Below are 14,219 nucleotides of genomic sequence, written 5' to 3'. Positions count from 1 at the left end.
ATTATTTATTTTTTTCTAACTGTTTTTGAATTTTTTTGATGGCATTTTCAATTGGTTTTTCAGGCTCAATAACGTTGTATTCTCCCCAAAATTTTGGATCTGCAAAACCTTGAACTTCATCACTTAAAATAACAGATGGTTTTAACCGATCTCTAAACTTTATTGTAGTGTTTTCTGTTATTTCTTCCCAATCTGTAATTGCCATTTCCATAACAATATTATAAACAGAGTTAAATAACCGTTTGTCATAATCTATTTTAAATCCTAATTCAATTCTGCTATATCCAAAATGCCACTTTCCATTTTTTTCTCTGTAGTTAATTTGATAAATAGCTTGTGTTGGAATAACAGTTGCCTTTTTAGGTTTTTTAACTACAAATAAGCGACTGGCTTCCTTTTTATCTTCTAAATTTAGGTGAAATTTTGTACTTACTAAGGCAAAAGAATTGGCATCTATAAAAAGTTTACCATAATAAAGAGGGTCTTTAATATGTTTTTTTTGTTTAAATTTAACTACATATACAGGTTTATCATCAATTTTGGTGGATGTTTCAAAATTAAATTGATACCTATCAAAAATTTCGTTTCCAAAAAAGTCCAATGGGTTTTTCATAACATCAATCTTTAAAGTACTAGAAGGACCTCCTTTTAACTTTAATGTAATGGTGTCTAGTTTGTTATAGTCTGTGTTTTTGCGAGCTTTATATAGTTTTATGAGGTCGTTTTTACTATTGGTATATGCCTGCTTGTTAACTTCAACTACTGCTTCAGAAAGAGACACATAGTTTCTCCTTTTTTTTATGGTCTCTCTGTAAAAAGCAGTCATTGATGTAGGGAAATCGAAATAATTATCTCCTCTACTTTTTAACATTGCTCTTACTAAAGAATTTGCATCTTCAATATTTATTTTAATTTCAGAAAGCTCTTCAATATGTGTTTCAAGTTTAATTACAATATCACTTTCATTTAGATCGTTGAAGTCAATTACTTTACTAGTGTAACCTAAAAAAGAAATAGTTACTCTATGATTTATGTAATCAGTTGGGATTTTTAACAGAAATTCTCCTTGTGTATTGGTTATAGAACTTATGTTTGTGTTGTTTACTATAAGTGTTGCAAAAACTAATGGTTTTTTTGATTTACTATCTATAACTTTACCTTTATATTGTTTAAATTTTATGGTATCTTGAACAATTTCATTATTCGCGTATCCATTGTTTTGAAATACAATTAATGTTAAAAAAACACAGGCAACTAATCGATTTAGCATTTTTTTTAGGAAGCGATCTTTATTTTTCATAATGTAAGATTTAAAAAAATAGAATTAAGCTTTGACTTTACAAGTTAGTAATTATTTGTATTTTTTAATAAAACAAATTGTTAAAATTTTAAAACTCTATAAAATAAAAAAACACTTTAAATCCACTTCCTTAATTTAAGCGGATTTAAAGTGTTTGTTAGTATCTAAACTTTAGTTATCTATTTTAAAATTATTTAGTAACGGGAAATCCACGATCTCTCATTAGAGCATCAATTTTAGCATCGCGTCCTCTAAATTTTCTGTAAGCTTCAGCAGGATCCATTGAATTTCTTGGTGCAAATAAATATTTTACCATTTTTGCTGATAATTCTTTATCGTAAAACCCGCCTAGAGCTTCTGCAAATGCTTCAGCAGCATCGGCTGTTATAACATCTGCCCACATATACCCATAATATGCTGTTGCGTACCCTTCACCAGAAAATACATGTCCAAAATGCGGTGTTCTGTGGCGCATTACCAATTCTTTAGGCATATTCATAGCTTCTAAGGTTTCTTTTTCAAATGCATCAACATTAATATTTGTTGGATCGGCTAAATGAAATTTCATATCCATAATTGCTGAAGCCAAGTATTCTGTTGTAGAAAAACCTTGATTAAAAGTAGACGCTTTTTTAATTTTTTCAACCAATTCTTGTGGAATTGCTTCACCAGTTTTATAATGTACTAAAAACTGATTTATTACTTTATCAGTAGATAACCATCGTTCTAATACTTGCGATTGAAATTCTGTATAATCTCGAACGCCTCCATTTAAAGTTGGATATTTTACTTCAGAAGAAAAGAAATGTAATGCGTGTCCAAATTCGTGTAAAAAAGTAGTTGCGTCATCCCAAGAAACCAATAAAGCTTCTCCTGGGGCTGGTTTTACAAAATTAGAATTATTAGATGCTAATACCGTTTTTTTACCATCAAAAGTAGTATGACTTCTATAGGTTGTTGCCCAAGCTCCTGAACGTTTCCCTTGTCGTGCAAATGGGTCTAAATACCACAATCCAATATGGTCACCACTTGTTTTATCTGTAACTTCCCAAACTTTTACATCTTCATGAAAAACAGGTACGGTTCCTTCTGGAACTGGTGTAAAATTATAATTAAACACTTCGTCAGCTACAAAAAATAAAGCATCTGTTAATTTATCTAATTGTAAGTATTGTTTTACTTCATCGGAATTTAAATCGTATTTTTGTTTACGTACTTTTTCAGCATAAAAACGGTAATCCCAAGGTTCTATTGTAATATTATCTCCATTTGTATTTGCAACTGCCTGCATGTCTGCAACTTCTTCTTGCACTCTTGCAATGGCTGCAGGCCAAACAGCATTCATTAAATCCATAGCGTTTTCTGGTGTTTTAGCCATTCTATTTTGTAAACGCCAATCTCCAAAATTATCGTATCCTAATAATCCAACACGCTCTTTTCTCAATTGTAAGATTTTTGCAATATTTTCATTATTATCAAATTCATCGGCATTATCACCTCTTGAATAGTAGTTATTCCAAACTTTTTTACGTAATTCTCTTTCCGTTGAATAGGTTAAAAATGGATCCATATAAGAACGTGTGTTCGGAACTGCGTATTTTCCTTGTTGTCCTTTATCCGTAGCAATTTTTGCCATAGATTTTATCATTCCATCAGATAATCCACCTAATTGATCTTCAGTTAAAAAAACCACATAATTTTCTTCATCTGCTAAAACATTATTCGAAAAATTGGTGTAAAGTGTTGAAAGTTCTTTATTAATTGCAGCATAACGCAATTTTTTAGTTTCATCTAACTCTGCGCCATTCATTGCAAAGCTTTCATAAATTAGTTGAATAACACGCTGTTGATCAGTGTCTAAAGGTGTTTTTAATGAATTGTCGTAAACGGTTTTTATACGTTGAAACAATGCTGCATTTTGCGAAATTTTAGATCTGAAATCTGATAAAATTGGAGCCATCTCACTTTGAATTTTTCTAAATTCAGGCGAAGACATATTTGAACTCCAAATACCATAATAACTAAAAACTCTATCTAAAGCTTCACCAGATTTTTCTAAAGGAACAATAGTGTTTTCGAATGTAGGAGCCTCAGAATTTGACGTTATTTCATCAATTTCTTGAAGGTTTAATTCCATTCCTTTTTCAATTGCAGGTTTAATATCTGCGATATTCATTTTATCAAAAGCAGGAACACCGCCATAAGGCCCTGTCCACTCTTGCAACAATATATTGTTAGTTGTCATAGTTTCCTCTTTTTCCTTTGTTTGTTTGCAACTTATTAAAGCTAAAGCCACACAAAAAAGTGTAATAGTTGTTAATAGTTTAGGCGTTTTTTTATCCATAATTGTAAATTGTTAATTAGATTGATTTAATTATATCAAAATTAATTATTTAACAATTAAAAACATAAAGAATGGAGGTTTTTAAGGGGGTAAATTTAGTTAATGAAATGTTAATTCTTTTATAAAGAAACAACATGGTTTTTTTTACATTCTTAAACCAAAAAGAACGCTGTGTTTTTGATACTGTTTTTTTATAATATTCTATATTTGTTATTCAAAAATTCAATTTAATTTAAAGATTCTTTTATGAACTCAAACCTTAAACATGCTCAAGATTTAATAGATTTTATTGGGAAAAGTCAAAGTCCTTACCATGTAGTTAAAAATGTAAAAAACATTTTGTTAGAAAATAATTTTTCTGAACTAAATTTTAAAAATAAATGGGCTATTGAAAAAGAAGGAAAATATTTTGTAAGTCAGAATGATACTTCTTTATTCGCTTTTACAGTAGGTACTTCGGATATCGCATCAAGCGGTTTTAAAATTGTTGCAGCACATTCAGATTCTCCAACATTTAAAATAAAACCTTCTCCTGAAATTTCAGTGGAAGATAAATACATAAAGTTTAATACCGAAACCTACGGAAGTCCTATTTTAAATACTTGGTTAGACCGTCCATTATCTATTGCAGGTCGCGTAAGTTGTAAAGGTAAAAATAGTTTAAATCCAATTACACATTTGGTAACTATTGAGCAACCAATATTAATTATCCCAAATTTGCCAATTCACTTTAACAGAACTGTAAATGAAGGGATTGCACTAAATAAGCAAGTGGATATGTTGCCGGTTACAGCATTAATTAATAAAGATTTGAATAAAGATTTATTGTTAGCTACTAAATTATCGGAAATTATAAATGTTCCTATTGAGGATATTTTAGAAGTAGATTTAAACTTGTATGATGTAGCTAAAGGAAGTATAATTGGATTAAATAACGAGTTTATTTGCTCTGGAAAGTTAGACGATTTAGCAATGGTTCACGCTGGATTATCGGCAATTTTAGATTCAAACAATAAGAATTCAACCAATGTATTGGCAATTTTTGATAATGAAGAAGTTGGAAGTCGTTCTAAGCAAGGTGCTGGATCTCCAATACTTAAAGATGTTTTAAATAGAATTTTATCAATACAAGGTGAAAATGAAGAAGATAGCCAACGTGCAATTTACAATTCTTTTATGGTGAGTGCGGATATGGCGCATGCGTTGCATCCAAATCATCCAGATAAACACGACCCAGTAAATAGACCAATAATTAATGCTGGACCTGTAATTAAAATTGAAGGAAATCAAAAATATACAACAGATAGTAACTCGTGTGCTGTTTTTGAAATGATTTGTAAAGAAGCTTCTATTCCGTATCAAAAATTTGTAAATCGTTCAGATATGCTTGGTGGTGGAACTTTAGGAAATGTTTCCGCAGGTCAATTGGCAATATCTTCTGTGGATGTAGGTAACCCAATGTGGGCAATGCATTCCATTAGAGAGACAAGTGGAGTAGACGATCATACTTATATGACAAAAGCGTTGGAAGGTTTTTATAATGCTCAATAGTTGAAAATAATAAAGTTGTTTTAATAAAAAAGCTGTCTGAAAATTTTAAAATTTTCAGACAGCTTTTATTTATTTCAGAATAAAAATTATTGCTTTTTAGCGTCTAAACGCTCTATTACTTTTCCATAAACTATTAATGAAATTGCTGAAAATAATGCAATTCCGGCGAAGTAATACCAAATATAATGTGCATTTGCAGAGGCTGCTTGCCAAGCTTCGTGTGTTTCAAATAATTTTGGTTCAGGACAATATTTTGAAAGTAAATATCCAGACAAACCAAAACCTACAACAGAAGAGATAAATGAATGTAAATGGCTAAATCCTAAGTACAATCCTTCTTCTCCTTTTGGAGCTTGTAAGGAGAAAAATTGTAAAAATCTAGGAGATATAAACGATTCTGCTAAACCTTGTAAAACAATTCCTAGAACCATCATTAATGCAATTGGGTGCATACTCATAATACCAAGATCAATTTCACCTCCACTGATCCAATTTCCAGAAGCCATTACAAGAGCTGAAAAAGGCATAATAAACATACCAACTGTCATAGAGAATAATGGTGTCTTGCTTGCCATTAATCTTGTTACTAATGTAACAGTAAGTACTACAATCAATGGGTTTACGTTAGCATACCAAGACGGTGAAGCACCTTCACCAGCCATTCTCAATACATATTTTGGCATAGTTGCATACAATTGATGTTGCACCATCCAAAAACCTGTGATTATTAATATAAGTGTTATCAATCTTCCGTTAGAAACTACCTTTACTAATGCGGTCCAAATCTCTTTTAAAGTTTTTCCTTTTCCTTCGGTTTTAGAAGATTTATAGAAGAAAATAATCATTATTAAAGCAATAAATGTCATTGCGGCAGAGAAATAATTTAGGTAAACTAACCCCATATCTCCCATAGAAACACGTAGTGGTTTTACAATGGTTTTTCCTGAAAAGGCACCAATATTTACCATCATGTAAAATATTGAAAAACCTAATGCTCTATTGCTTTCAGTTGTTTCTTTAGCAACAGTACCTGTAATTACAGATTTTATAAAAGAACCACCAATCATTATTACCAACATTATCGGAACAATAGACCATCTTTGAGAGGATTCTAATAATCCTGTAAATTTAATTCCTTCGGAATAATCAACAAGTCCTATCGATTCTAGAACAGTTGGAAGTGCACCCAGTCCAAAATATCCAATACTTAATAATGAAAAAGCAATTACTAATGATGATTTAAATCCTATTTTATCAGCTAAAGCGCCAGTAAAAGTTGGTAATAAATACAGTCCTCCAGAAAAGATACCTGAAATTAATGCGGCTTCTACATCAGTAAAACCTAAAATTCTTGATAAATAAAGTGTAATAACAATAAATACACCGTAATATGCGCCTCTTTCTAAAAGTTCAACAATATTTGCTGTCCAAAAGGCACGCGTAAATCCCTTTAATTTTTGAAACATGTTTGGTTTTTTTAAATAATTTTCGAAGATAGTAATTTTACACGATTCATTATTTAATAATTTAAATTAATTAGAGTATTAATTTCTTAATAAACGTGGTTTAATTTTGTTGAGATTTATATTATTAATAATTGTTGAGCGATTTTCTAAGTTTGGAAACTTTTGTTTTTGCAAATTTATTTCATAAAAAAGACTGTCTAAAAAAATCAGACAGTCTTTAAGTATTATGTATATAACAGCGTTTTTTAAATATTAAAAGCTGATTTTATTTTATCTACGTAATCTAATTTTTCCCAAGTAAATAATTCAACATCAAAAGAAACTTCTGTGCCATCAACATTTCTAAATGTTTTATTTACAATGCGATTTTCTCTCCCCATATGTCCGTAAGCAGCTGTTTCTAAATACATTGGTTGACGTAATTTTAAACGTTCCTCAATAGAAGCTGGTCTCATATCAAATAGAGTTTCAATAATCTCTGCAATTTCACCATCAGCTTTATCAACATTAGAAGTTCCATACGTATTTACATAAATTCCCATTGGTTTTGCAACTCCAATTGCGTAAGAAACTTGAATTAATACTTCATCTGCAACACCAGCTGCAACCAAGTTTTTTGCAATGTGTCGCGTTGCATATGCAGCACTTCTATCTACTTTACTTGGGTCTTTTCCAGAAAAAGCACCACCACCGTGGGCTCCTTTTCCACCATAGGTGTCAACAATAATTTTTCTTCCTGTTAAACCAGTATCTCCGTGCGGTCCACCTATTACAAATTTTCCAGTTGGATTTACATGATATACTATACTATCGTTAAATAACGCTTGGATTGATGCAGGTAATTTTGCTATTACTCTAGGAATTAAAATACTAATGACATCAGCTTTAATTTTGGCTAACATTTCATTATCGTCTTCTAAAAATTGATCGTGCTGTGTCGATACAACTATATCTTTTATTCTAAAAGGAACGTTGTCATCGGTATATTCAATAGTAACCTGACTTTTAGAATCTGGACGTAAATAGGTAATTTCACTATTTTCTCGTCTTAAGGCTGCTAATTCGTGTAAAATTCTATGACTTAAATCCAACGCTAAAGGCATTAAATTTTCAGTTTCATTGGTAGCGTAACCAAACATCATCCCTTGGTCACCAGCTCCTTGCTCTTCTTTTTTAGCTCTATCAACACCTTGATTAATGTCTTGAGATTGTTCATGAATTGCAGAAAAAACACCACAAGAATTTCCATCGAACATATATTCGCTTTTGGTATAGCCAATGTTATTAATAACATCTCGTGCTATTTTTTGAACATCTAAATACGTGTTAGATTTTACTTCTCCAGCTAAAACAACTTGACCAGTTGTTACTAACGTTTCGCAGGCAACTTTTGAATTTGGATCAAAAGCTAAAAAGTTATCAACTAATGCATCTGAAATTTGATCTGATACTTTATCCGGATGTCCTTCCGATACAGATTCTGATGTGAATAAATATGACATAATTATTTAATTTTAAATTGTTTGAAGAAAATTTAGGTGATTGCGTTGGTCGCTAAAAGGAGTAAGTAATTACTGCTTTAGCATTTTTTAATGAGGTTGCAATCAGTTCAAATTTTTCCTCTTGAATATTTCGTTTGCAAATTTATGAAAATTTAAAAACTAAACGCAAAATAACTGTTAAATAATTTTTAAAAATATCTTTTGTAATTACTTTAAGCTTTTTACGACTTTTAATTATAAAACATATATTTATGATGAAAAAAATAACTTTTTTGATTCTTTTAGCTATAATATTTAGCAATTGCTCAGGAACCGATGAAATAGAAACTATTTTTGAGCAGATTGAAAATGAAGAAAATATTATGAATGAAACCATTTTTGTAATGGGAGATTTTATAGATGGAGCACACCCAACTTCTGGAAAGGTTGCTGTTAATTCTGATAAAACAGTGCTAACATTTACAGATTTTAAAACTGATAATGGACCAAAATTATTGGTTTATTTATCAACTGATGCTAACTCAACTCAATACATTGATCTTGGAGATTTAAAAGGTGTTTCGGATGATTTCACGTACTCAATTCCGTCAAATACAGATTTATTAAAGTATAAACTTGTTAATATTTGGTGTGTTGATTTTTCGGTTAGTTTTGGAACTGCGAAATTAAAATAAATAAAAAAAATATTGCAGATTAAAAAAATGTAATTACATTTGTCGCAACAAAAAGGTAAAAAATGAATAAAATGTTTAACAATATGCGTAATATGATGTGTGAAAATTTCAAAGAGTCTGCTATTGATTAAATATTAATAATATATAAAAATAGAGCCTCTGAAAAATCAGAGGCTTTTTTTTTATAAAAAAATTAGAAAAACAATGAACAGTTTCCAAAAAATGATGTTAAACCAATTTGAAATGTGTATGCAAATAATGCGTGACACAATGAACAGGTATTGCCAAATATAAATGGAAAAATAAAGTCTATATAGATAAAAGTCCCTTTGGTAATACCTAAAACCAAAGGGACTTTTTTATTTAACTAAACTAGAATTAAAATATAAAAAAATATAACAATGAGTACTCAAAAAATTTCAACACAAGCATTACACGCAGGACATGATACAGCACAAACTTCTGGAACTAGAGCAGTTCCTATTTATCAATCATCATCATATGTCTTTAATGATACAGAACACGCAGCAAATTTATTTTCATTAAAAGAATTAGGATTCATTTATACAAGATTAAACAATCCAACCAACGATATTTTACAACAACGTTTAGCTGCAATTGAAGGCGGAGTTGGAGCAGTTGTTTTTGCTTCTGGAACTTCGGCAATTTCTACCGGATTATTAACGTTGCTAAAAGCGGGAGATCATATTGTAGCTTCAAGTAGTTTGTACGGAGGAACTTTTACGCTGTTAAATGTTACGTTACCAAGATTGGGAATTACTACTACTTTTGTAGATGCTTCAAATCCTGAAAACTTTAAAGAAGCTGTTCAAGAAAATACAAGAGCATTTTTTGTAGAATCTTTAGGAAATCCAAAATTAGATGTTTTGGATCTGGAAGCAATTGCAGTTCATTCAAAAGCAGCCGGTGTTCCATTTATTGTTGATAATACAGTGGCAAGTCCAGCGTTGTTAAATCCTATAAAACACGGAGCAAATTTGGTAATTCATTCATTAACAAAATATATTGGGGGACAAGGTAACTCGTTAGGAGGGGCTATTATTGATGCTGGAACTTTTGATTGGACAAATGGTAAATTTCCTGAATTTACGGAACCTTCAGCAGGATACCATGGATTGGTTTATAGCGAAACTTTAGGTGCGGCAGCATTTACGTTTAAATTAATTTTAGAAGGATTACGTGATTTTGGAGGTGCATTAAGTCCGTTTAATGCATTCCAAATTATTCAAGGATTAGAGACCTTACCAATTCGTATAAAACAACACAGTAAAAACGCTTTGAAATTGGCACAATGGTTGGAAAGTAGAGAAGAAGTTGCTTGGGTAAATTATCCAGGTTTAGAAAGTAGCAAGTACAATACATTAGCAAAAAAATATTTATCTAAAGGGCAAAGTGGTTTGGTAACATTTGGATTAAAAGGAGGTTTTGAAGCGGCTAAAAAAGTAACAGATGCAACTCAACTATTTTCTTTATTAGCTAATATTGGAGACACAAAATCATTAATAATTCACCCTGCAAGTACCACACATCAACAATTAACTGATGAACAACAAGAATCTAGTGGAGTTTCAAAAGATTTAATAAGATTGTCTGTAGGACTTGAAGATATTGAAGATTTAAAACAAGATTTGCAAGAAGCTTTTAAAGAAATAAAAACATTAGTACATTAAATTTTGTTTGAGAAAGAATTATTGTGTTAATTTGCCGCTTAGTTCATAAACGTATTGACTATTGTTATCAAGAAAGGCAGAGGGAATAGACCCAGTGAAGCCTTAGCAACCCTTTAACTTTTAAAGAAGGTGCTAAATTCTACCCATTTTGGATAGATAACTAAACGAAATTACTTTGAGTAATTTTCTGCATTTCTCGTAACAATAATTTTTAAGCACAAATAATTCTGTAAAGGATGCTATTTTAAATAATTATTGATGAATCAATTAAAACACATAACACTCTCTAATTTTATTTCTGAAAAAGGAATAAAAAGCGAGTATCTTCAACTTTCTTATGAGATTTTTGGAAAAGAATTGTATTCTGCTCCAATCATTTTGGTAAACCATGCATTAACAGGAAATTCAAATGTTGCGGGGAAAGATGGTTGGTGGATTGATTTGGTGGGAGAGAATAAAGTAATAGACACCAATCATTATACTATTTTGTCATTTAATATCCCTGGAAATGGATATGATGGTTTTGTAATAGAAAATTATAAAGATTTTGAAGCCAGAGATATTGCTAATATTTTTGTTTTAGGGTTGAAAGCGTTAAAAATTGAGGGTTTATTTGCGTTGATTGGAGGTTCTTTAGGTGGTGGTATTGCCTGGGAAATGGCAGTTATCAATCCTGAAATTACAACACATTTAATTTTGGTTGCTACAGACTGGAAAGCTACGGATTGGTTAATTGCAAATTGCCAAATTCAAGAACAATTTTTAGTGAATTCGAGCAATCCAGTGCACGATGCACGTATGCATGCAATGTTGTGCTATCGAACTCCAGAATCTTTTAAGGCACGTTTTCAACGTTCTAAAAATGAGGAATTAGAAATTTTTAATGTAGAAAGTTGGCTGCTACATCACGGTAAAAAATTACAGGAACGTTTTCAATTGTCTGCTTATAGGTTAATGAATCAATTGTTAAAAACCATTGACGTTACAAAAGATAGAAGTGAAAATGTACTAGATACTATAAAAGCAAATATTCATATTGTTGGAGTAGATTCAGATTTATTTTTTACGGCAGAAGAGAACAAAGAAACACATAAACAATTAGCATTAACACATCCAAATGTTACCTATAACGAAATAAATTCGGTACACGGACATGATGCTTTTTTAATAGAATATAAACAATTAGGAAAAATTATAGAACCAATTTTTAACAAAAGTTCTAAACACAATAAGATGAAAGTAGTAAAATTTGGAGGAAAGTCGTTAGCAAATGGTTTAGGTTTAGAAAGCACCTTAGCTATTATTGAAAACAAAATTGCTAATAATGAAAACATAGCTGTAGTAGTTTCAGCACGTGGAAAAACAACAGATCATTTAGAATCTATTTTAGAAAAAGCAAAAAGTGGTTTGCCTTATATAGAAGAGTTTGAGCAAATGAAAAACTATCAGATAGAAGCTGATAGCACAGTCGATTTATCTAACGAATTTCAATTATTAGATGAAATTTTTAGAGGTGTAAATTTGTTAGGTGATTACAGCCCTAAAGTTAAAGATCAAGTACTTTCGCAAGGAGAAATACTATCTGCTAAATTAATTGCTAATTTACTGAATAAAAGAGGGACTAAAGCCAATTTTGCTGATACCCGTACATTAATTAAAACTAATAATCAGTTTGGAAAAGCACAGCCTTTTGAAAACACTTCAGAAGAAAATGTAATAGAATTTTTTAGAAATCAACCAGATGAAGTTACTCAAATTATTACAGGTTTTATTGGTTCTAATTTAAACGGAGAAACAACTACTTTAGGAAGAAATGGAAGTAATTATACAGCCTCATTAATTGCTAATTTTTTGAATGCTGAAGAATTTCAAAACTATACACACGTTGATGGAATTTATACTGCAAACCCAGATTTAGTTGAAAACTCAAAGAAAATAGAAAAATTGAGCTACCAAGAAGCCAATGAAATGGCAAATTTTGGAGCTAATATTTTGCATGCTAAAACTATTATTCCATTAATTGAGAAAAATATTCCATTACGAATTTTAAATACGTTTAATGCTGATAACACAGGTACTTTAATAGGCAAAGAAACGGAACGGGGAGGTATTAAATCCTTATCTGTTGATCAAGATGTAGCTTTGGTAAATTTAATTGGACGCGGTTTATTGGGGAAAGTTGGTGTTGATGGAAGAATTTTTGGAGCTTTAGGTAGAGAAAATATTAGTGTAAGTATTATTTCTCAAGGTTCAAGTGAACGAGGAATTGGTTTTATTGTTGATGCTAAAAATGGTTACAAAGCAAAAAAAGTATTAGAGCAAGAGTTTAAAACTGAATTTAAAAGTAAAGATGTAAGTCAGATATACGTAACCGAGAGCGTATCTGTAATTTCAATTATTGGACAAAGCTTGTATTCTTTCAATCAACCTTATGGTGCTTTAATAAAAAATCACATTACTCCAATACTAATAAACAATACTGTAACAGGTGAAAACGTATGTTTGGTTGTAAAACAAACCGATTTAAACAAAGCGGTAAATGTTATTCACGGTGAAATTTTTGAGATTTCAAAAAACATTAACATTGCAATTTTTGGAAAAGGACTTGTAGGCGGAACACTGATAAACCAAATTCTGAAAAGCAAAGAAAATATCATTGCTAGAAAAAACATCAACTTAAATATTTTTGCAGTGGCAAATTCTTCAAAAGTATTGCTGAATAAAAAAGGTATAAATGAAAGTTGGGAAACTGACTTAACAATTGCTTCTGAAGAAAATTCTGTTCAGAATATAATAGACTATGCCGAAAAAAACCATTTAGAAAATTTAATAGCTGTTGATAATACAGCAAATAGTGAATTTGTAAAAAATTATATTGATTTAGTTGAAAACGGATTCGATTTAATTTCATCAAATAAAATAGCAAATACCTTAGAGTATTCTTTTTATAAAGAATTGCGTAATAAATTAAGCGATAATAAAAAAGCCTACTTATATGAAACCAATGTGGGAGCGGGATTGCCATTAATAGATACCATAAAATTATTACACGATTCTGGTGAGAACATTACAGGAATTAGGGGTGTGTTTTCAGGATCTTTAAGTTATTTGTTTAACAATTATTCTGTGCAAGATCGTCCGTTTAGTGCGGTTTTAAAAGAGGCAATTGCAAACGGATATACAGAACCAGATCCGCGTGAAGATTTATGTGGAAATGATGTTGGACGTAAATTATTGATTTTAGCCCGTGAACTAGATTTACAAAATGAATTTAGCGATGTAGTTATTGAAAACTTAATTCCAGAAAATTTAAGAACGGGAGAAGCTTCTGAATTTTTACAAAAATTAACTGATTTAGACGCACATTATCAGGCAATAAAAGATACTCAAAAAGAAGGTCATGTATTGCGTTATATTGGAGATTTATCGGGTAATTTACAAGAAGATAAAGGAGTATTAGAGGTTAAATTAATTTCTGTACCAGCAAATAGTGCTTTGGGACAAATACAAGGGGCAGATGCTATTTTTGAAGTATTTACTGAATCTTATGGTGAAAAACCGATTGTAATTCAAGGTGCTGGAGCGGGAGCAGCTGTTACTGCACGTGGTGTTTTTGGTGATATTTTGCGTTTAGCACAAAAAAATTAATAATTAAAAATTAACTGTAACAAGTTTCCTTTCGTGTGGGAAG

8 protein-coding genes and 1 riboswitch are annotated in these 14,219 nt (G+C 30.7%); of the genes, 4 read left to right on the top strand and 4 right to left on the bottom strand.

Going from position 1 to position 14,219, the window contains the following annotated elements; translation table 11 throughout:
- Nucleotide 1: 1 nt before the first annotated feature.
- Nucleotides 2–1,300, bottom strand: a complete 1,299-nt coding sequence (locus IEW75_RS03810) for a carboxypeptidase-like regulatory domain-containing protein (protein WP_134247412.1) — start codon at nucleotides 1,298–1,300, stop codon at nucleotides 2–4.
- Between the two features lie 190 nt (nucleotides 1,301–1,490).
- The gene (locus IEW75_RS03805) at nucleotides 1,491–3,644 is read right to left on the bottom strand and encodes a M3 family metallopeptidase (RefSeq protein WP_134247413.1); all 2,154 of its coding nucleotides are present in this window, start codon (nucleotides 3,642–3,644) and stop codon (nucleotides 1,491–1,493) included.
- 246 nt (nucleotides 3,645–3,890) lie between these two features.
- Between IEW75_RS03805 and IEW75_RS03800 the strand changes: the two genes are divergently transcribed.
- Nucleotides 3,891–5,195 carry a M18 family aminopeptidase gene (locus IEW75_RS03800; RefSeq protein WP_134247414.1) on the top strand — a complete coding sequence of 435 codons (1,305 nt, stop codon included), beginning with the start codon at nucleotides 3,891–3,893 and terminating at the stop codon, nucleotides 5,193–5,195.
- An 86-nt stretch (nucleotides 5,196–5,281) separates the two neighbouring features.
- On the opposite strand, the gene IEW75_RS03795 is transcribed toward IEW75_RS03800, so the two are convergent.
- Both IEW75_RS03795 and metK read right to left on the bottom strand, forming a co-directional pair.
- The gene (locus IEW75_RS03795) at nucleotides 5,282–6,661 is read right to left on the bottom strand and encodes an MFS transporter (protein ID WP_134247415.1); all 1,380 of its coding nucleotides are present in this window, start codon (nucleotides 6,659–6,661) and stop codon (nucleotides 5,282–5,284) included.
- Between the two features lie 245 nt (nucleotides 6,662–6,906).
- Nucleotides 6,907–8,163, bottom strand: a complete 1,257-nt coding sequence (gene metK / locus IEW75_RS03790; RefSeq protein ID WP_134247416.1) for a methionine adenosyltransferase — start codon at nucleotides 8,161–8,163, stop codon at nucleotides 6,907–6,909.
- 251 nt (nucleotides 8,164–8,414) lie between these two features.
- On the opposite strand from metK, the gene IEW75_RS03785 reads away from it, so the two are divergent.
- From IEW75_RS03785 to thrA, 3 genes are all read left to right on the top strand, one after another.
- Nucleotides 8,415–8,837 carry a DM13 domain-containing protein gene (locus tag IEW75_RS03785; RefSeq protein WP_204744160.1) on the top strand — a complete coding sequence of 141 codons (423 nt, stop codon included), beginning with the start codon at nucleotides 8,415–8,417 and terminating at the stop codon, nucleotides 8,835–8,837.
- Nucleotides 8,838–9,238: 401 nt separating this feature from the next.
- Nucleotides 9,239–10,528 carry an O-acetylhomoserine aminocarboxypropyltransferase/cysteine synthase family protein gene (locus IEW75_RS03780; protein ID WP_134247417.1) on the top strand — a complete coding sequence of 430 codons (1,290 nt, stop codon included), beginning with the start codon at nucleotides 9,239–9,241 and terminating at the stop codon, nucleotides 10,526–10,528.
- A 61-nt stretch (nucleotides 10,529–10,589) separates the two neighbouring features.
- Nucleotides 10,590–10,691: riboswitch (SAM riboswitch) on the top strand.
- Between the two features lie 95 nt (nucleotides 10,692–10,786).
- Nucleotides 10,787–14,176, top strand: coding sequence for a bifunctional aspartate kinase/homoserine dehydrogenase I (gene thrA, locus IEW75_RS03775; protein WP_229714389.1), 3,390 nt, complete (start codon nucleotides 10,787–10,789; stop codon nucleotides 14,174–14,176).
- Nucleotides 14,177–14,219: the final 43 nt, after the last annotated feature.

The sequence above is a fragment of the Lutibacter litoralis genome (assembly GCF_014646675.1).
Lineage (GTDB): Bacteria > Bacteroidota > Bacteroidia > Flavobacteriales > Flavobacteriaceae > Lutibacter > Lutibacter litoralis.
Note: the sequence above shows the minus strand (reverse complement) of the source record. Positions and strands in the feature narration are given on the sequence as shown.